Genomic DNA, 18285 nt, shown 5'->3' on the forward strand with positions numbered 1-18285 from the left:
AAGGTTCCCACATCGGTCGCCCGGACCCGTCACAATGTCGCCATGACCCGTCCTGTCGAGACCTGGCTCACCGACATGGACGGCGTGCTCGTGCACGAGGAGATCCCGATCCCGGGCGCCCAGGAGTTCATCGAGCGGCTCAAGGCGTCGGGGCGGCGCTTCCTGGTGCTCACGAACAACTCGATCTTCACCCCGCGCGACCTGCGCGCCCGGCTGCTCGGCAGCGGCATCGACGTGCCCGAGGAGTCGATCTGGACCTCGGCGCTGGCGACCGCCAAGTTCCTCGACGACCAGCGCCCGGGCGGCACGGCGTACGTCGTCGGTGAGGCGGGCCTGACGACCGCGCTGCACGACGTCGGCTACGTGATGACCGACCGCAACCCCGACTACGTCGTGCTCGGCGAGACCCGCACCTACTCCTTCGAGGCGATCACCCGCGCGATCCGGCTGATCGTCGCAGGGGCTCGGTTCATCGCGACCAACCCGGACCCCAGCGGCCCCAGCCAGCACGGCATGCTGCCGGCGACCGGCTCGGTGGCGGCGCTGATCAGCACGGCGACGGGCCGGTCGCCGTACTTCATCGGCAAGCCGAACCCGCTGATGATGCGCAGCGCGCTCAACCGCCTGGAGGCGCACTCCGAGACCACGGTCATGGTCGGGGACCGCATGGACACCGACATCATCAGCGGCCTCGAGGCCGGCCTGCGCACGATCCTGGTGGGCACCGGCTCCACCCGGCCCGAGCAGGTCGAGACCTTCCCCTACCGCCCGACCCGGGTCGTCGACTCGGTCGCCGACCTCATCGAGCTCGTCTGATGCTCTGGAGGTCGGCGCCGCTGCGGCTGCTCCGCGCCCCCGGCTGGCTGCTGCTCGTGCTGGGCGCCGCGACGCTGTTCGTGGCGTCGGTGGTGGCGCCGCCGCTGTTCGCCGCGACGGCCCGCTCGACCGCGCTCGCCGACGCGCTCGACGCGTCGCGCGGCGCGCCGTACGGCTCGTCGTCGGGCGACGTGCGCGTCACCTGGGACGCCGTGCTCACGCCCGAGGCCGAGGCCGTCGTGCGCGAGCGGCTCGAGGCGCTGACCGGGTACGACGACCCCGTGCTCGGCGCCGCCGGCGTCGGTCAGAGCCGGACGCTGTCGGCGCTGGCGGTCGCCAACGGGCGGCAGACGGAGTCGGAGCTGTGGTACCGCGACGGCGCGGTCACGGCCCTCGGCGGCGACGAGGACGCTCCGGGGGTGTGGCTCGCGGAGGACGTCGCCGCGGACCTCGGGCTCGAGGTCGGCGACCCCCTGCGGATCGGGATGGCGCAGACGTTCTTCGGCCGTCACAAGTCGCTGGCGCCGACCGTGCTCGCGGGCACCTACGAGACCGCACCCGGGTCGGATCTGCCCGCCGTGCTCGCCGACCACCCCGACGCGGAGCGGTGGTTCCTGCCGCCCGACACCGACGACCCGTCGACGACGACCCCGCTGGCGATCGCGGGTCGTGCCGACTTCGACCGGCTGCTCGTGAAGGCGGGGGACACCCCGCTCTACCTCGCCGACCTCCGGCTCGACCCCGACATCACCCCCGACGACGCGGCGACCGCGGTCGAGGAGATCCAGACCCTCGCCGACGACGCCTTCGACGGCTCCACCAGCCTGGGCCAGGTCCTGATGAACACCGAGCCGCTGCCCGCGGAGCTCCAGGTGCTCACCGGGCTCCCCGACATCGTGTTCGCCGCCGACTTCGCGGCCACCAGCGCCCGCGACCAGGTGACGCCGTACGGCGTGGCCGGCCAGGTGCTCGCCGCCGCGCTGCTGGTCGCGGCGTGGGTGCTGCTCGGCCGCACCCGGCGGCGGGAGCAGTTGCTGGCCACCGGCCTCGGGCTCCGGCCGGCGGAGGTCGCGGGCCAGGCCGGGCTCGAGGCGCTGCCGGTCGCGCTGGTAGCGCTGCCCGCGGGTCTGGGCCTGGCCGTGCTGGGCGTGGTGACGGCCGGGCCGCCCACGGATGCCGGCATCAGGATCGAGCAGGACGACCTGGGGCGGGCCGCGCTCGCGGCCGGCGCCGCGCTGCTCCTGATCGCCGTCACCGCCGGGCTGGCGGCAGTGGCGACCGACCGCATGGACCGGGTCTCGCGCCTCGGCCGCAGCCGTCGGGTGGTGCCGCTGACCGCCGCGCTGCTCGTCGCCACCGCGGCGGTGGCGGTCGCCGTCTTCACCACCGACGTGGTCGACCGCAGCAGCACCCCGGTGACGATGGCCCTCCCGGTCCTGGTCGCGGCGACGGTCGCGGTGCTGGTCGCCCGGTCGGTGGCCTGGCTGCGCGGACGCCTGCCCGGCCGGGCCCGGCCGGGCAGTGCCCGGTGGCTGGCGACCCGGAGGACCGGGCCGGTCGTCCGCGAGGTGACGGCGCTGAGCGCGGTCGTCGCGATCGCGCTGGGCCTCTTCGGCTACGCGCTCACCGCCCACCGGGGCATCGAGGAGGGCGTCGCCGACAAGACCGCGGCCGTCGCGGGCGCGTCTACGGTCATCCAGGTGGCGGAGGACTTCCGCGCCGGCGGCATGAAGCGGGCGGTGACCCCGCCGGGCGACGGCACCACCATCATCTGGCGGCGCGGCGTCGCGCTGCCGCCCAACTACGGCAACCAGCCGCTCATGGCGATCGACCCCGCGAGCTTCGACGCCGTCGCCGACTGGGGGGCGACCGGGGAGCTGGAGGAGGCCCGGGCGGCGGCGGGCCGGCTCGACGAGCGCGCGAAGGGCCTCGCGGTGGTGCTCGCCGGAGACACCGACGCGGAGGTCGGCGACCAGGCGGTGCTCGACTTCAGCTCGGAGTTCCAGATCCCGATCCGGGTCGTCGGGGTCACCGACGCCTTCCCCGGGTCCGAGACCGAGACCGGCGACGTCACGGTCATCACCAGCGCCCGGCGGCTCTTCCGGCTGGTCGCCCCCACCGTCGACCCGCGACGCAAGAAGGCCAACAGCGGCGAGGCCGGCGTCTTCACCTCCGAGGTGTGGTCCGGCGACACCGCGGCCGGGCTGCGGCACACCCTCGACGAGGCCGGGGTCTCGACGGACGGCGACCTCGTCACGTCGACGCAGGCCGGCATCGCGGCCGGCCTGACCGCCTCCACCTGGGCCGCCGGCTACGTGCTCGCCCTCGGCGTGGTCATGCTCGTGCTCGCCCTCGGCGGGGCCCTGGTGCTCGCGCTCCGGCTCGCCGACCGCGACGCGGTCTCCGACGTGCTGCTGTCCCGGATGGGCGTGCGCGCCCCGGAGCTCGCGCGGGCGCGTGCCTGGGAGGTCGCGTACGCCGTCGTCACCGCCCTGGTCGCGGCCCTGGCCGCCGGCGCGGTGCTGGTGGCGGCGCCGACGATCATCGACGCGACCGCGGCCCTGCCGCCGCTCGCCCGACCGCGACCGGACCTCGTCGACGTCGCGATCCTGGTGCTGGCGGTGGCGGCGATGGTGCTGGTCGCCTGGCTGGTCGGCGCGCAGCGCGCCGGCCGACGACACCCTGCGGAGGTGCTACGTGGTGGCGGTTGAGCCGATGGCCGGGCAGCCGGCGGCGCACTGCGAGGACCTCGTCAAGGTCTTCCGGTCGGCGACCGGCGAGACCCACGCGCTGCGCGGCATCGGGCTGGAGATGCGCCCGGGCTCGCTCACGGTCGTGGCGGGGCCGTCGGGCTCCGGGAAGAGCAGCCTCCTGACCATGCTCGCCGCCCGCGACCGGCCCAGTGCGGGCACGCTCTCGGTCCTCGGCCGCGACGTCGGCGTGGCCAGCACCCGCGACCTGCGCGGGCTGCGCCGGCGCCGGATCGGGTTCGTGCCGCAGCGGTCCGCGACGGCGGTCTTCCCCCATCTCCGAGCGGTCGACCAGGTGCGCCAGGTCGCGGCCTGGCGCGGTGCCCGCGGCCGGGCCCGCGCCCAGGACGCGCTGGCCGCCGTCGGCCTCAGCGAGCGAGCCGACCACCTGCCCGCCGCGCTCTCGGGTGGCGAGCAGCAGCGGCTGGCGGTCGCGATCGCGCTGGTCGGCTCGCCCGAGCTCGTCGTCGCCGACGAGCCGACGGCCGAGCTCGACCACGCCAACGCCGACCTCGTGCTCGCCGCGCTCCTCGACGCGGCCGCGGCTGGGGCGGCGGTCGTCATCAGCAGCCACGACGAGCGGATCCTGCACCGCGGCGACCGGCTGCTGCGGCTGCGCCACGGAGTCCTGTCGAGCGAGACCACGCTGCGCGACACGACGGCCGTGATCGACGCGACCGGCCGGCTCCAGCTGCCGCCGGACCTGCTGGTCCGCTTCCCGTCGCGCCGGGTGGTCATCGAGGACGACGGCGGCGTCGTACGCCTGCGCGCCCCGGAGGAGGAGTCGTGACCGGGCTCGAGGTGGGCGGCGTCGCGCACGGGTACGGCGTCGGCGCCCGCCGGGTGGAGGTGCTGCACGACGTCTCGCTCGCGGTGCGTCCCGGTGAGCTGGTCGCGCTGGCCGGCCCGTCGGGCTCGGGCAAGTCGACGGTGTGCCACCTGGCAGCCGGGATCGAGCACCCCGAGCGCGGCACCGTCACGCTCGACGGGCGGCCGACGGCCGAGCTCGCAGACTGGGGCGAGATCGCGGCGGTGCCGCAGCAGCACGGCCTGCTCGCGGGGCTCACCGTGCGCGACAACGTCTGCCTGCCGGCCCACCGCGCCGGCGTCGACCCGACCGAGACGTTCGCGTGGCTCGCCGAGGCGCTCGACCTGGACGCCTTCGTCGGCCGCGGCGTCACCGACACCTCGCTCGGCGAGCAGCAACGGGTGGCGGTCGCGCGGGCGCTCGTCCTCTCGCCGCGGCTGGCCGTGCTCGACGAGCCGACCGGGCACCAGGACGACGACCACGTCACCCAGGTGGTGGCCGCGCTCGCGTCCGCCGCCCGGGCCGGGACGGCGGTCCTGGTGGCGACCCACGACTCCCGGGTCTGGGAGGTCGCGGACCGCGTCGTACGCCTCGACGAGGGTCGGATCGCGCCGGATCCGGCGCCCGATCCGGTGTGACCTTCGTCCAACCAGGCCCCGATCCCACGCGGGGAGTGTGGCGCGGGCCACGCGGATCAGGCTCCGTCGACTCGCGATCGCTTGGATCGGTGTGTCACGGTCGTTGACGATTGCACGAATGCACATCCGGCCCCGGGCACGCCGAGTCCTGCCCGCCCGAGGCCGCACCGTTGAACTACGGGCAGGAGTGGGGGAACCACTTTTCCGCGGCCGTCCGGGGCCGCTTGGGGTGAAGCCGCCGTCTGGCGGCCGGGCACCTTCCTCGCCCGAATCCGACAGCTCACCTCGCAGGCGTGGGAAGGAACCACCCTCATGTCTGCTGCCCTGCCCCGCATCACCCATGCCTGTGCGCGGGTCGCCTGTGCCGGCGCCCTCGCGATCGGCCTGCTGACCTCGGCGCCGACCGCCGACGCCCGTGCCGCGACCGCGAGCAGCGTCGACCGCGCGACCGCGACGCACACCGCCGAGCGCGTCCGCAAGCCGCGCCGGGACCGGACCCGGCACCGGGTCGACCCGGTCGCCAAGGCGATGTCGATCGCGGCCGCCCAGAAGGGCGACCCCTACGGCTACGGCGCCACCGGCCCGAACCGCTTCGACTGCTCCGGCCTGGTCCTCTACAGCTTCCGGAAGGCCGGCTTCCGGGGCATCCCGCGGACCTCGTCGGCCCAGGCGGGCTGGGCGCGCCACGTGCCGCGCGCCCGGCTGCGTCGCGGTGACCTGGTGTTCTTCACCAGCGGCGGTCACGTCTACCACGTCGGCGTCTTCGCCGGCCGCAAGAACGGTCACCCGCAGGTCCTGCACTCGCCGTACCCCGGCGCCCGGGTGCGCACCGAGCGGATCTGGACCGGCTCGTGGTTCGGCGGCACGGTGCGCGGCCGCCGCTGACCCGGCTCAGGCGTTCGGGTCCACCTCGACCGAGGCGAGGATCGAGGCGACGATGTCCTCGCGGTCCTGCTTGTCGGGGTGGGCCCACTTGTCGAACGCGATGCTGATCAGCGCGTTGCGGTCGCCCACCGGTGCGCCGTACTCGTACACCCAGACGTTGCGGTTCTCGCGCCCGACGTTGTGGTAGAACTCGACGCCGTCGAGCATCACCGTGCCGGCCCGCTTGAGGGACGCGCCCTTGCCGCCGCTCTGGTAGTCGATGTCGCCCTGGGCGGCCTCCTCGAGGGTCTGGTCCTCGTTGAGCGACGTGAGGGTCTGGACGACCAGCGTGGTGTTGTAGGTGCCTGGCTCCGCCGCGAGCTTCTGCCAGGGGACGGTCACGCCGGAGGTGTACTTCTCCCAGCCCTCCGGCGCGTGCGCCGAGAGGCCGTGCGAGGTGAGCTCGAGGCCGGTCGCGGGCGCCACGGAGGGCGACTCGCTCGCCTCCGGTGACCCGGAGGGGCTCGCGGTGTCGGCCGGCGCGGTGCTGCCGGCGGACTCCGGCTCCTCGGCGCCGCCCGAGCTCGCGCAGCCCGCCAGGGCCACCACCGCGGTCATCGCGAGAGCTCCGAACGCCGCGCGGCGTACGTGCGTGGACGTCATGAGAAACCCTCCCTGCCTGCGGCCCCGATGCCGTCGAGCGGTGATCCCGACGCTACCGGCCGTCACCTACCCCCGGTGGTTTCGTTTCACACCAGAGGGGCAACAGAAGGTCACGCGCGCGCGGGGCGTGGGCGTGGGCGTGATCAGCAGACGACTCGGGCAGGGGGAGCTGGCGGATGTATCTGGACACATTTCTCGGAGCGATCGGCGTCGACGCGGGGGTCGTCGCCAAGATCCGCTCGAACCTCGACGCGTTCGCCGACGACATCGGCGGGGCGAAGCTGCCGCAGGCCGGCGGCTTCGGGGGCTCGTCGGCCGGACATCGCATGACGACCGAGACCAACGCCGCCCAGGAGTTCATCGTCTCGGCGATGCAGGACCTCGCCGACGGGCTCCGCGACTTCGGCATCAACCTCGAGCTCTGGCAGGAGGACATGGCCTACACCGACGACGACGCGGCCGTGCAGATCCAGGCGATCCAGAAGGTCCAGGAGACCGTGGCCGAGGCGGTCCGGGCGCCCGTGACGGTGCCGGCTCCGGGCGGGGGTGCCTGATGCCCGGCCCGCAGGAGCAGCGGCTCATCCAGGCCCTCCACGGCGCCGACGGCTCGCGGTCCTTCTCCCAGGGTCGGGAGTGGTTCGGCATCGGCAGGCTGCTCAGGGACGTCGCGAAGTCCCTCGGCACCGCTGAGCCGCCGGCCCACGGCGGCGAGGCCGGCGCGCTCACCGCCGAGGCGATGAAGGCCGCCTTCGCCAAGTCGGCCGAGGCCATGCACAAGCGAGCGGACCACGTCGCGACGGGCGAGCAGGCGCTGCTCGACGCCGGCGGGGCGCTCGAGGACGCCGACGCCGACTACCAGGCGCTCGGGCCTGAGGGCACGGCGCCGTCGTACACGCCCCACGAGGACCCCGGGTCCGAGGAGGGCATCAAGCAGCGCAACGACTACCTCTCCGCGCAGAAGGCCTTCGAGGCCGAGCAGGCCAGGCGGGAGGAGGCCGCGCGCATCGCCGCGGACAAGCTCGAGGAGCGGTTGCACAAGGCGGCGGACGTCATGGCCGGCCTCCACGACCAGCAGGCCACCGGCGGTGGCGGGACCGGTGGCGGCGGGGGCTACCCCGCAGGAGCCGCGACCGGAGGTGGCGGCGCCACCTCCGGCACCAAGAGCGGTACGGCGAGGGGCGTGCTGACGTCCGGCCCGCACCCGACCGTGGGCGGCGACTTCGTCCCGAGCGGCAACCACGGCGGCGAGGGGCGGGACCCGGGCGGCCCGCGCGTCGACTACGTGCCCGGCAGCCCCCACCCCAACGCGGGTGGCACGCCGGCAGAGATCGCGGACGGATCCATCGTCCCGGTCGCCGGCGTCGGGTCCGGCTCCGGCGGTGGTCTGACGCTCGGTCCCGCAGGTGTCGTCGCCGGCGGCGCGGCCGCCGGCATCATCGGTGCCAAGCTCGGCGGCGCGCTGCGCGGCGTCCTCGCCGGGGGCGCGGGAGCCGCTGGCTCCAGCGCCGGCGGGGCCGCGGGCGCGGTGGGCCGCGGCGGCACGGCCGCCAGCGCCGTACGCGGCATCGGCGCCACCGCCAAGAGCGCCGGCGCCTCCACGCTGGGCCGCTCGGCGACCTCCGCCGCAGCAGGCAGGGCGGCCGGCGGTGGCACCGCGGGCCGACCCGGCACCGCGGGCAACGGTGCCGGCCGGGCCGGCAGCCGTGCGGGCGCGACCGGTGCCGGCCGTGGTGGCGGCCGCGCGGGTGCTCCCGGCGCGGGGCGCGGCGGCCGTCGCGACAAGGACGAGGACGGCCTCGACCACGAGACGTTCGACGTCGGCGAGGACTGGGTCGGCGATGACGACGCCGGCCCGGGCGTGCTCTCCTGACCACTGCGCCTCTCCGAATCGGCGTCGAGTGACGCGAACCGGCCCCCGTACCGACCTCCGGCGGGCCGGTTCGCGTCACTCGACGCGTCTGCGGCCTTGTCCGTTGTCCACAGGCAGCCGAACGGGGCTGTTTGTCCACACCCGGCCCGGGCAACACTGGCGGCGAAGGATCCATCTCGGGGGCCTCAATGTCACTCACCCACCCGGCAGCACGCCGTACCCATGCCAATGCGCACGAGGAGCTGGTCGAGCAGCTCGACCAGCAGGTGCGTGAGCTGGTCCGCCGCGACGGCGTCGACCCGCAGCGGGACGCGGCCCTGGTGCGGCGGATCGCCGAGAGCGTGGTGCGCGACCACGACGAGCTGAGCCTGACCGGTCGGGTCGCCCCGGTGCCGGACGTGCCGGCGACGGTGGGGGAGATCGTGGCCCGCGTCTCCGGGTTCGGGCCGCTGCAGCCCTTCCTCGACGACCCGACCGTGGAAGAGATCTGGATCAACGACCCGAGCCGGGTCTTCATCGCACGCCACGGCCGCCACGAGCTGACCACGCTGGTGCTGACCAGCGCACAGGTGCAGGAGCTGGTCGAGCGGATGCTGAAGTCCAGCGGCCGGCGCATCGACGTCAGCACGCCGTTCGTCGACGCGATGCTGCCCGAGGGACACCGGCTGCACGTGGTCCTCGAAGGCATCAGCCGAGGGTTCTCGGCGGTCAACGTGCGCAAGTTCGTGCTCCGTGCCGGGCGGCTCGGCGAGCTGGTCGAGCTGGGCAGCCTGACGCCGACGGCGGCGGCCTTCCTCGAGGCGTCGGTCCGCGCGGGCCTCAACATCCTGGTCGCCGGCGGCACCCAGACCGGCAAGACCACGATGCTCAACTGCCTCGCGGCGTCGATCCCCGGTGGTGAGCGGGTGGTGTCGGCCGAGGAGGTCTTCGAGCTGCGGTTCCCCCACCCCGACTGGGTCGCCCTGCAGACCCGGCAGTCGGGCCTGGAGGGCACCGGCGAGGTCCGGCTCCGCGACCTCGTCAAGGAGAGCCTGCGGATGCGGCCGAGCCGGATCGTCGTCGGGGAGGTGCGCGCCGAGGAGTGCCTCGACCTGCTGCTCGCCCTCAACGCCGGCCTGCCCGGCATGTGCACGATCCACGCCAACAGTGCGCGCGAGGCGCTGGTCAAGATGTGCACGCTCCCGCTGCTCGCGGGCGAGAACATCTCCGCCCGGTTCGTCGTCCCGACGGTCGCCAGCTCGGTCGACCTGGTGGTGCACCTGGGCATCGACGAGCACGGCGTGCGCCGCGTCAACGAGATCGTGGGCGTGCCCGGCCGGGTCGAGCAGGACGTGATCGAGGCGGAGCCGGTCTTCGAGCGCCGCGGTGGCGATCTGTTGCGCACCGGAGGCCTGCCTCCGCACCTCGAGCGCTACGAGCGAGCCGGCATCGACCTGCACCGGATCCTGGCCGGGGCACGCTGATGGGCGCGCTGGTCGGGCTCGGGGTGGGCGTCGGCCTGCTGCTGGTGTGGAGCGCGTTCTTCCTGCCCCGCCAGCCGTCCCGGCCGAACCGCGGCGCCCGCCGTACGGCGCAGCTGCTCGCCCGCGCCGGGCTGGGCCAGGTGTCCGTGACCGGTTTCGTGCTGCTCTGCGTCGTCTCTGCGGGGTTCAGCGCGGTGGTCGTCCAGGCCGTGTCCGGCACGGTGCCGGTGGCGGTCGCGTTCGGTGCGCTCGGCGGCTACCTGCCGGTCGCCGTCGTCTCGGGCCGGGCGCGCCGGCGGCAGCGCGAGCTCGCCGAGGTGTGGCCCGAGGCGATCGACAACCTGACCTCCGCCGTCCGCGCCGGCATGTCGCTGCCCGAGGCGCTGGCCGGCCTGGCGGTGCGCGGGCCGGCGCCGCTGCGGGAGGCGTTCGACCAGTTCGCGCTCGACTACCAGGTCAGCGGCCGGTTCGGGGACTCGCTCGACCGGCTCAAGGAGCGGCTCGCCGATCCCGTCGGCGACCGGGTGGTCGAGGGGCTGCGGGTGGCGCGCGAGGTCGGCGGCGGCGAGCTCGGCCGGCTGCTGCGCAACCTGTCCGCCTACCTGCGCGAGGACGCCCGCACCCGCTCGGAGATGGAGGCCCGGCAGGCGTGGACCGTCAACGGCGCCCGGCTCGCGGTGGCGTCGCCCTGGCTGGTGCTGCTCCTCATGTCCTTCCAGTCCGAGGTCATCCACCGCTACGCGTCGCCGACCGGGGTCGTGGTGCTCGCCGTCGGCGCCGTGCTGTGCCTGGTCGCCTACCGGCTGATGACCCGGATCGGGCGACTGCCGACCGAGAGGCGGATCCTCTCGTGAGCCCCGCGCTCTGGGGAGCCGTGCTCGGTGCCACGCTGGCAGCCGGGATGCTGCTGGTGGGCGCCCGGGTCCGGGCCATCCGGCACCCGCAGCTCGCGGTGCGGGTGCTGCCCTACGTCCGGGACCTGCCGCGGCTCGACGACGCAGCCGCGCCCCGGCTGGCCGCGCCGACCTCGGCGACGGTGGGCGTCTTCGGGCCGGTGCTGCGCTCCGCGGCCGACCTGGTCGAGCGGGTCCTCGGAGGCGCCACGTCGGTGCGCCGCCGGCTGGAGCGCGCCGGCCTCGACAAGACGGTCCACGACTTCCGCGTCGAGCAGGTCGTCTGGGGTCTGATCGGATTCGCCGCGACCGCGGCGGTCGGGCTGCTGCGGATGCTCACCCACCCCGGCTCGGTGCTGCTGTGGCTGGTGCTCTGCGCGCTCGGGTTCGTGACCGGCGTGCTGGCGCGCGACACGCACCTCACCAGCCAGGTGCGGCGGCGGGAGCGGCAGATCCTCACCGAGTTCCCGACGATCGCCGAGCTGCTCGCCCTGTCGGTCGCCGCGGGGGAGAGCCCGGTGATGGCGCTCGACCGCGTCGTACGCCGCAGTGGCGGCGAGCTGTCCCGCGAGCTCGGGGTCGTGCTGGCCGCGATCCGCACCGGCGAGCCCGTGGGCAGCGCGTTCGACGCGATGGCAGCGACGACCGGGCTGCCCGTGGTCGCGCGGTTCGCGCAGGGCGTCGCGGTGGCGGTCGAGCGGGGCACGCCGCTCGCCGACGTGCTGCACGCGCAGGCGACCGACGTGCGCGAGGCAGGTCGGCGCGAGCTGATCGAGTCCGCGGCCCGGCGCGAGGTGCTGATGATGGTGCCGGTCGTCTTCCTGGTCCTCCCCGTGACCGTGCTCTTCGCCTTCTGGCCCGGCGTCGTCGGGCTCTCACTCACTGCTCCCTGACGTCCCGACGAGGAGGACGACGATGAACGCAACGCTGCTGGCCCTGATGGCCTGGCTGGCCCCGCGCGAGCGCGACGAACGTGGCGACGTGCCGGGGTGGGTGATGATCACGGTGATGACCGCGGGCCTGGTCGTCGGCATCACCGCGATCGCCGGCCCGGCCCTGCAGGACATGGTCAGCTCGGCACTCGCCAAGGTGAAGTAGTGCGCCGGCGCGGCCGTGGCCAACGCGGGTCGGCGGTCGTCGACTTCGTGCTGGTGCTGGTCGTGCTGGTGCCGGTCTTCCTCGGCATCCTGCAGGTGGCGCTGGTGCTGCTGGTGCGCAACACGCTCGCCTCGGCGGCCTCCGAGGGTGCGCGGTACGCCGCGACGCTCGACCGCGGCCCGGCCGACGGCGTCGCGAGGACCCGCGACCAGATCGACGGCGCGGTCTCCGGACGCTTCGCCCAGGACGTCTCCGCGCGGCCGGCCACCGTCGACGGGGCGCCCGGCGTCGAGGTGACCGTGCGCGCGGTCGTGCCGGCCCTCGGCATCGGAGGGCCGGGCATCGCGCTGGAGGTGAGCGGGCACGCGGTCGAGGAGCAGCCGCCGTGACCCGTCGCGCGAGGGACGAGCGCGGCAGCGCCCTGGTCGAGCTGAGCTGGCTCGGGATCCTGCTGCTCGTGCCCGTGCTGTGGATCGTGGTCTCGGTCTTCGAGGTCCAGCGCGGCGCGTTCGCGGTCTCCGCTGCCGCCCGCGCCGCGGGCCGCGCCTACGCCCTCGCGCCCGACGACGCCACCGGGCGGGCCCGGGCCGAGGCCGCTGCCCAGCAGGCGCTGGCCGACCAGGGCGTGGACGAGGCGGTCGACGTGCGCGTCACGTGCACGCCGTACCCCCGTGACTGCCACGCCGGCACCTCCGTCATCACCGTCACCGTGGCCACGCGGGTCGACCTGCCGCTGATGCCCGAGGTCCTCGGCGGCGACGCCCCGAGCTTCGCGCTGGACGCGACGCACACGCTGCCCATCGGTCGGTTCCAGGAGGCGGCCGATGCGGCGCCGTGACCGGGACGAGTGCGGCCAGGCGACGCTGCTCATCGTCGGCCTCGCCGTCGTGCTGCTGATGACCGTCGCGGCCGTGGTCGACATCTCGGCGGCGTACCTCAGGCGCCAGGGGCTCGACACCGTCGCCGACGGCGCCGCCCTGCAGGCCGCCGATCTGGGCGCCACCGGCGAGGAGGTGTACGGCGGGGGCGTGCCCGAGGGCCGGCTCGAGCTGAGCGCGGATGCCGTGCGCCGCTCGATCCGCGACTACCTGGTCGCCTCGGGCGCCTACGCGTCCTACCCCGGCCTCTCCTTCACCGTCGACGTCGACCCGAGCACCTCGTCCGTCACCGTGCACGTCACCGCACCCCTCGACCTGCCGCTCGCCGTCCCGGGCTCGCCGGAGGCCGCGACGATCGGCGCCACGGGTTCCGCGGTGGTCGTCGCGGAACCCTGATCGCCGCCACGAACCTGACGGCGTGACCCTTCAGATGTGGTCGACGCCCGCCGAAAAGGTCTGTATGACCGACTCGGAGGCGACCACCAACGCATTGAAGGTCCGCCAGCCCCAGCATCTCGAGCACGTGGTGCCGCTGCCGCCGGCATCAGCGGAGGACGCGGAGCGGGCCGCGCGGGTGCTGCTCAGCCTTCGGGCCCCGTCCCCGCAGGATTGAGATTGAGCAGGCGACACAGCCGCCCCGGCCCGTTGCTACGGCCGAGGCGGTTGTGTCTAGGAGGGGCCGCCCGCTAGCTCGGGGTTGGGGCAGCCGTGGGGGTTCGTGACGAACACCCCTCGTGCGACGAGGACAACGCTGCCGGACGGTGGCCCGGGAGCGCTACACCGAGAACGAACGGATCCCGGCCGGAGAACGCAGCGGAACGGGCAGTCCGGGCCATTGCCGTCGGAACTCGAGCGGAGTAGACACACGTCAGGAACAACCGCCGCCCTCGGCTGCGGCTGGCGTCCAGCGCTGGGGGGTACTTCGGACGGTCGGCCACAACGAGGGGGGCGAGGGCGGCGGTGTCCCTGTCGGGTCATGTCTATCGACGGCGGGCTCGTGCGTTCATCATCCAGAAGGGCGATGATGAGCGCCTCGGATTAGGCCGGGTCCCGGCGGAATACCCCGTGGAGCACTGACCTCGACACCGGCCACCACGGGTCATTTCTGGCATCTCGACCCGGTTCACGAGGTTGGGCGGCGTACGGCGGGGTACGAGCCTCCTGGCATCCCCGACCTGAACGACTGGAACACCATGCGCCCGAGCCTTTGCCGTCCCCTGACCCTGCTCGACGTGTTCGGCCGTCGATGACGCGCCCCGCGACGAAGAGGGGCTAGGTTCCCGTCCGTGGTGGAGGAGAAGCCGACGATCGTGGTCGTCGACGACGCGCCGGAGGTCCGCACGCTCGTGCGCTCGCGCCTGCGGCGCTCGGGGCTGCTCGACGTCGTCGGCGAGGCCGGCGACGGTGCGGCCGCGGTCGAGCTGGTCCGCCGGCTCCGCCCCGCGCTCGTGCTGCTCGACCTCTCCATGCCGGGTGTCGACGGGCTCGAGGCGCTGCCGGAGATCCTGCGGATCTCACCGGAGACCCGGGTGGTCATGTACAGCGGCTTCCAGCAGACCGGGCTCGCGCACCGCGCGCTCGAGCTGGGCGCCTCCGCCTTCCTCGAGAAGGGCACCGCGCTCGACGGCCTCGCCGCCGACCTGGTCGCCGTGCTCGACGGCGCCGCCGCGCCGCGGCGTACGCCGCTCGTGCCGCCCGCTGAGGACGACACCGAGCGAAGGGTGCTGGCCGAGCACGTCGAGCGGTTCCAGGAGGTGTTCGAGGACGCCGCCATCGGCATGGCCACCGTGACGCTGGCCGGCCAGCTCGTGCGCGCCAACGGCGCGCTGTCCCGGCTGCTGGGCCGCCGCCCCGACGACCTCGTCGGCGTCCCGTACGCCGACATCGCCGTCGACGCGGCGCCACAGCTCTCCGGTCTCCTCGACGCCCTCTTGAGGGGCGTCACGACTGCCGCCCGGCTCGAGCACGCCGTCCTGGACGCCGACGGCGGTGTTCGGCAGGTGCTCGCGACGTTCTCGCCGGTCCTCGACAGCAACCGGAGCCCGCTCTACCTCTTCGTGCAGGTGCAGGACGTCAGCCGGCAGCGCGGCGCCGAGGCGCGGCTGCGGATCAGCGAGGAGCGCCTGCGGCTGCTGGTCGACAACGTCGAGGACTACGCGATCTTCATGCTCAGCACCGACGGGACCGTCGAGAGCTGGAACGCGGGCGCGCAGCGCATCAAGGGGTACACCGCCGAGGAGATCGTCGGCCGGCACTTCCGCACGTTCTACCCGCCCGAGATGCAGGCCATCGGCCACCCCGAGCACGAGCTCGAGCTGGCGCTCCGCGACGGGCACTACGAGGAGGAGGGCTGGCGGATCCGCAAGGACGGCAGTCGCTTCTGGGCCAACGTGCTCATCACCACCGTCCGCGACCACGACGGCCGGCACGTGGGCTTCGCGAAGGTCACCCGCGACCACACCCAGCGGCGGGCGCAGGAGGCGGCGCTGCGGGCCAGCGAGGAGCGCTTCCGGCTGCTCGTCGAGACCGTGCAGGACTACGCGATCTTCATGCTCACCCCGGAGGGCATGGTCGCCAGCTGGAACGCCGGCGCGCAGCGCACCAAGGGGTACGCCGCGGAGGAGATCATCGGGCGGCACTTCCGGACGTTCTACCCGCCCGAGGTGCAGGAGGCCGGCCACCCCGAGCACGAGCTCGAGGTCGCGCTCGCGCAGGGCCGCTACGAGGAGGAGGGCTGGCGGGTCCGCAAGGACGGCAGCCGGTTCTGGGCCAACGTCGTGATCACCGCGGTCCACGACGCCGACGGCCGGCACGTCGGCTTCGCGAAGGTCACCCGCGACATCACCGAGCGGCGCCAGATGCTCGAGGACCAGGCCCACTTCCTGTCGATCACCGCCCACGAGCTGCGCACCCCGGTCAGTGTCCTCGGCGGTACGGCGCAGATGCTCGCCGACCACTGGGCCGACCTCGAGGAGGACGAGCGGGGCGAGCTGCTCGAGGGGATGACCTCGAGTGCGGGACGGCTGCGGCGCCTGCTCGACGACCTGCTGACCGCCTCGCGGCTCCAGTCCAGCCGCCTGGAGCTCCACCGCAGCCCCGTCGACGTCGGGCCGATCGTCGCGGCGTGCGTCGCCACCGCCCAGCGCAGCCATCCCGGCGCGCCGATCACGGCCGACGTCTCGACCGGGCTCGAGGTCGACGGGGACGCCGTGCGGCTCGGCCAGCTCGTCGACAACCTGATCGGCAACGCCCTCGTCCACGGCTCCCCGCCGGTCGCGGTCACCGCCGAGGGCGACGCGGACCGGGTCCGGATCCGGGTGCGCGACTCCGGCGCCGGCGTACCCGACACGATGCAGGACCGGCTGTTCGAGCGGTTCTCGACCGGCCGCGCGGCCGGCGGCACCGGGCTGGGCCTCTTCATCGTCCGTCAGCTCGCCCAGGCCCATGGCGGCGACGCCTGGTACCGCCTCCCCGAGGCGGGCGACGCGGGCGAGTTCGTCGTCGAGATGCCCCGCCTGGGTCACGCGCCCGACACAGGCGCGCGATGACACCCGGGCCGGATGCTGCCCACAGGGGGCCTTCCTCGCCTAGGCTGCGAGGCGTGCCAATCCGCGTCCTCCTGGTGGACGACGTCGTGGAGGTACGCCGGCTGGTCCGCACCTCACTCCGATTTCGGGGCGGGTTCGAGGTCGTGGGCGAGGCGGCGGACGGTGCGGAAGCCGTCCTGCTCGCCTCCCGGCACCGCCCCGACGTCGTCGTGCTCGACCTGGGCCTGCCCGACCTGGCCGGGCGGGAGGTGCTCTCGCGCCTGCGTGAGTCCGCGCCGCAGGCCAAGGTCGTCGTCTTCTCCGGGCTGGAGACCGAGGACCGCTCCTGGTTCGACCAGAACGCCGCCGGCTTCGTCGTCAAGGACGCCGACCTCGGCTACCTCGTCGACCTGCTCGAGTCGGTGGTCGTCGCCCCCGAGGCCGAGGCGGTGCTCGACCTGCCCGACGAGCTGAGCAGCGTCGCGACCGCGCGCCGGTTCGTCCGCGACAAGCTCCTCGAGTGGGGCCACGCCGACACCGTGGACGACGCGATGCTGGTCGTCAGCGAGCTCGCGGCCAACGCGCTGACCCACGCGGAGTCGTCCTACCGCGTCCGGGTCGCGGCCGCCGGGCCGGCGGTGCGGATCGAGGTCGAGGACGACGGCGCCGGCACGCCCGAGCCGCAGCCGCTCACCGAGACCGAGGAGAGCGGCCGGGGCCTGCACCTGGTCGGCGCGCTGGCTGCCTCGTGGGGGATGGACGCCGGCGCGAGCGGCGGCAAGCGGGTCTGGGCCGAGCTCGCGGTCGCCTCCGCGGCCGCCGAGTAGTCGCTGGCACCGCCCGCCCCGTAACCTTGCTCCTTGTGGCACTGGACTTCGACGCAGAGATCAAGCAGCTCCAGGCAACCCTGAGCTCGATCGAGAAGGTGCTCGACCTCGACGCGATGCGCGCCGAGATCGCCGACCTCGGTGAGCAGGTCGCCGCACCGGACCTGTGGGACGACCAGGCCAACGCCACCCGGGTCACCGGCCGCCTCTCCGCGCTCCAGGGCGAGGTGGACCGCTTCACCGGCCTCCAGGGCCGCGTCGACGACCTCGCCATGATGGTCGAGATGGCGCAGGAGGAGGGCGACGCCGAGTCGCTCGCCGACTCCGAGGCCGAGCTGCGCCGGCTGCAGAAGTCGATCGAGGCCCTCGAGGTCCGCACGCTGCTCTCGGGCGAGTACGACGAGCGCGAGGCGATCGTGACGATCCGCTCGGGCGCCGGCGGCGTCGACGCGGCCGACTTCGCCGAGATGCTGATGCGGATGTACACGCGCTGGGCCGAGCAGCACAAGTACGCCGTCGAGGTCTTCGACGTGTCCTACGCCGAGGAGGCCGGCATCAAGTCGGCCGAGTTCGCGATCCACGCGCCGTACGCCTACGGCACCCTCTCGGTCGAGGCCGGCACCCACCGCCTCGTCCGGATCAGCCCCTTCGACAACCAGGGCCGCCGCCAGACGTCCTTCGCCGCCGTCGAGGTCGTGCCGGTGCTCGAGCAGACCGACGAGATCGAGATCGACGAGAACGACGTGCGCACCGACGTCTTCCGCTCGGGCGGCCCCGGCGGCCAGTCGGTCAACACGACCGACTCCGCGGTGCGCCTCACGCACATCCCGACCGGCATCGTGGTCAGCTGCCAGAACGAGAAGTCGCAGCTGCAGAACAAGGCCTCGGCGATGGTCGTCCTCAAGGCGAAGCTGCTGGCGAAGAAGAAGGCCGAGGAGGCCGCGCTCAAGAAGGACCTCAAGGGCGACGTCGCCGCTGCGTGGGGCGACCAGATGCGCAACTACGTGCTGAACCCCTACCAGATGGTCAAGGACCTGCGCACCGGCTACGAGGTCGGCAACCCGCAGGCGGTCTTCGACGGCGACGTCGACGACTTCATCGAGGCCGGCATCCGCTGGCGCCGCGAGGCCGAGAAGGCCGACGCCTGACCAGTGCCGCCGGCTGCTCCCCAGCGGATCGCAACCTGTTCT

At 74.1% G+C, this 18285-nt stretch carries 19 protein-coding genes and 1 riboswitch; of the genes, 18 read left to right on the forward strand and 1 reads right to left on the reverse strand.

What is annotated here, in order from left to right:
- Positions 1 to 42 precede the first annotated feature (42 nt).
- The 5 genes from HZF07_RS20450 to HZF07_RS20470 all read left to right on the forward strand — a co-directional run bounded on the left by HZF07_RS20450 (position 43) and on the right by HZF07_RS20470 (position 5897).
- Complete coding sequence (locus HZF07_RS20450; protein WP_157344163.1) at positions 43 to 816, forward strand: HAD-IIA family hydrolase; 774 nt, start codon at positions 43 to 45, stop codon at positions 814 to 816.
- Positions 816 to 3527, forward strand: coding sequence for a hypothetical protein (locus HZF07_RS20455; protein WP_157344165.1), 2712 nt, complete (start codon positions 816 to 818; stop codon positions 3525 to 3527). The genes HZF07_RS20450 and HZF07_RS20455 overlap by 1 nt, the downstream gene beginning before the upstream one ends.
- A complete protein-coding gene (locus tag HZF07_RS20460) occupies positions 3517 to 4356 on the forward strand; it encodes an ABC transporter ATP-binding protein (RefSeq protein WP_157344167.1) in 840 nt (279 codons plus the stop codon). The genes HZF07_RS20455 and HZF07_RS20460 overlap by 11 nt, the downstream gene beginning before the upstream one ends.
- The gene (locus HZF07_RS20465) at positions 4353 to 5012 is read left to right on the forward strand and encodes an ABC transporter ATP-binding protein (RefSeq protein ID WP_157344168.1); all 660 of its coding nucleotides are present in this window, start codon (positions 4353 to 4355) and stop codon (positions 5010 to 5012) included. Before HZF07_RS20460 ends, HZF07_RS20465 begins: the two co-directional genes overlap by 4 nt.
- Before the next feature lie 158 nt (positions 5013 to 5170).
- Positions 5171 to 5319: riboswitch (cyclic di-AMP (ydaO/yuaA leader) on the forward strand.
- Between the two features lie 5 nt (positions 5320 to 5324).
- On the forward strand, positions 5325 to 5897 hold the full coding sequence (locus tag HZF07_RS20470) for a C40 family peptidase (RefSeq protein WP_157344169.1): 573 nt from the start codon (positions 5325 to 5327) through the stop codon (positions 5895 to 5897).
- Between the two features lie 6 nt (positions 5898 to 5903).
- Here the strand turns inward: HZF07_RS20470 and HZF07_RS20475 are convergent, their stop codons facing one another.
- Positions 5904 to 6539 carry a hypothetical protein gene (locus tag HZF07_RS20475; RefSeq protein WP_157344170.1) on the reverse strand — a complete coding sequence of 212 codons (636 nt, stop codon included), beginning with the start codon at positions 6537 to 6539 and terminating at the stop codon, positions 5904 to 5906.
- 176 nt (positions 6540 to 6715) lie between these two features.
- On the opposite strand from HZF07_RS20475, the gene HZF07_RS20480 reads away from it, so the two are divergent.
- From HZF07_RS20480 to prfB, 13 genes are all read left to right on the forward strand, one after another.
- Positions 6716 to 7093, forward strand: a complete 378-nt coding sequence (locus HZF07_RS20480; RefSeq protein WP_157344171.1) for a hypothetical protein — start codon at positions 6716 to 6718, stop codon at positions 7091 to 7093.
- Entirely contained in the window at positions 7093 to 8409 is a 1317-nt protein-coding gene (locus HZF07_RS20485; protein ID WP_157344172.1) for a hypothetical protein, read from the forward strand. The genes HZF07_RS20480 and HZF07_RS20485 overlap by 1 nt, the downstream gene beginning before the upstream one ends.
- A 188-nt stretch (positions 8410 to 8597) precedes the next feature.
- Entirely contained in the window at positions 8598 to 9872 is a 1275-nt protein-coding gene (locus HZF07_RS20490; protein WP_157344173.1) for a CpaF family protein, read from the forward strand.
- Positions 9872 to 10726 carry a type II secretion system F family protein gene (locus tag HZF07_RS20495; RefSeq protein ID WP_157344174.1) on the forward strand — a complete coding sequence of 285 codons (855 nt, stop codon included), beginning with the start codon at positions 9872 to 9874 and terminating at the stop codon, positions 10724 to 10726. The genes HZF07_RS20490 and HZF07_RS20495 overlap by 1 nt, the downstream gene beginning before the upstream one ends.
- The gene (locus tag HZF07_RS20500; RefSeq protein ID WP_181645439.1) at positions 10723 to 11658 is read left to right on the forward strand and encodes a type II secretion system F family protein; all 936 of its coding nucleotides are present in this window, start codon (positions 10723 to 10725) and stop codon (positions 11656 to 11658) included. Before HZF07_RS20495 ends, HZF07_RS20500 begins: the two co-directional genes overlap by 4 nt.
- Before the next feature lie 22 nt (positions 11659 to 11680).
- Positions 11681 to 11863: a hypothetical protein gene (locus tag HZF07_RS20505; RefSeq protein ID WP_157344176.1), complete on the forward strand. Its 183-nt coding sequence runs from the start codon at positions 11681 to 11683 to the stop codon at positions 11861 to 11863.
- On the forward strand, positions 11863 to 12252 hold the full coding sequence (locus HZF07_RS20510) for a TadE/TadG family type IV pilus assembly protein (protein ID WP_181645440.1): 390 nt from the start codon (positions 11863 to 11865) through the stop codon (positions 12250 to 12252). Before HZF07_RS20505 ends, HZF07_RS20510 begins: the two co-directional genes overlap by 1 nt.
- Entirely contained in the window at positions 12249 to 12701 is a 453-nt protein-coding gene (locus HZF07_RS20515; RefSeq protein ID WP_181645441.1) for a hypothetical protein, read from the forward strand. The genes HZF07_RS20510 and HZF07_RS20515 overlap by 4 nt, the downstream gene beginning before the upstream one ends.
- Positions 12688 to 13137, forward strand: coding sequence for a TadE/TadG family type IV pilus assembly protein (locus tag HZF07_RS20520; protein WP_157344178.1), 450 nt, complete (start codon positions 12688 to 12690; stop codon positions 13135 to 13137). Before HZF07_RS20515 ends, HZF07_RS20520 begins: the two co-directional genes overlap by 14 nt.
- Positions 13138 to 13201: 64 nt before the next feature.
- Complete coding sequence (locus HZF07_RS20525) at positions 13202 to 13354, forward strand: hypothetical protein (RefSeq protein WP_157344179.1); 153 nt, start codon at positions 13202 to 13204, stop codon at positions 13352 to 13354.
- Between the two features lie 673 nt (positions 13355 to 14027).
- Positions 14028 to 16289 (forward strand): PAS domain S-box protein, encoded by a 2262-nt coding sequence (locus HZF07_RS24610; protein WP_181645442.1) that lies wholly within the window; start codon positions 14028 to 14030, stop codon positions 16287 to 16289.
- A 53-nt stretch (positions 16290 to 16342) separates the two neighbouring features.
- Positions 16343 to 17095, forward strand: a complete 753-nt coding sequence (locus tag HZF07_RS20535; RefSeq protein ID WP_309504873.1) for a response regulator — start codon at positions 16343 to 16345, stop codon at positions 17093 to 17095.
- A 35-nt stretch (positions 17096 to 17130) separates the two neighbouring features.
- Entirely contained in the window at positions 17131 to 18243 is a 1113-nt protein-coding gene (gene prfB / locus HZF07_RS20540) for a peptide chain release factor 2 (protein ID WP_350339693.1), read from the forward strand.
- The last annotated feature ends 42 nt before the right edge of the window (positions 18244 to 18285 follow it).

Source organism: Nocardioides agri (assembly GCF_013778305.1).
Classification (GTDB): Bacteria; Actinomycetota; Actinomycetes; order Propionibacteriales; family Nocardioidaceae; genus Nocardioides; species Nocardioides agri.

Excerpts from the sequence above, each read along its gene's own strand:
- HZF07_RS20450 (WP_157344163.1), top strand. The coding sequence starts at position 43 with ATGACCCGTCCTGTCGAGACCTGGCTCACCGACATGGACGGCGTGCTC.
- HZF07_RS20455 (WP_157344165.1), top strand. The coding sequence starts at position 816 with ATGCTCTGGAGGTCGGCGCCGCTGCGGCTGCTCCGCGCCCCCGGCTGG.
- HZF07_RS20470 (WP_157344169.1), top strand. The coding sequence starts at position 5,325 with ATGTCTGCTGCCCTGCCCCGCATCACCCATGCCTGTGCGCGGGTCGCC.
- HZF07_RS20475 (WP_157344170.1), bottom strand. The coding sequence starts at position 6,539 with ATGACGTCCACGCACGTACGCCGCGCGGCGTTCGGAGCTCTCGCGATG.
- HZF07_RS20480 (WP_157344171.1), top strand. The coding sequence starts at position 6,716 with ATGTATCTGGACACATTTCTCGGAGCGATCGGCGTCGACGCGGGGGTC.
- HZF07_RS20485 (WP_157344172.1), top strand. The coding sequence starts at position 7,093 with ATGCCCGGCCCGCAGGAGCAGCGGCTCATCCAGGCCCTCCACGGCGCC.
- HZF07_RS20490 (WP_157344173.1), top strand. The coding sequence starts at position 8,598 with ATGTCACTCACCCACCCGGCAGCACGCCGTACCCATGCCAATGCGCAC.
- HZF07_RS20495 (WP_157344174.1), top strand. The coding sequence starts at position 9,872 with ATGGGCGCGCTGGTCGGGCTCGGGGTGGGCGTCGGCCTGCTGCTGGTG.
- HZF07_RS20505 (WP_157344176.1), top strand. The coding sequence starts at position 11,681 with ATGAACGCAACGCTGCTGGCCCTGATGGCCTGGCTGGCCCCGCGCGAG.
- HZF07_RS20520 (WP_157344178.1), top strand. The coding sequence starts at position 12,688 with ATGCGGCGCCGTGACCGGGACGAGTGCGGCCAGGCGACGCTGCTCATC.
- HZF07_RS20525 (WP_157344179.1), top strand. The coding sequence starts at position 13,202 with ATGACCGACTCGGAGGCGACCACCAACGCATTGAAGGTCCGCCAGCCC.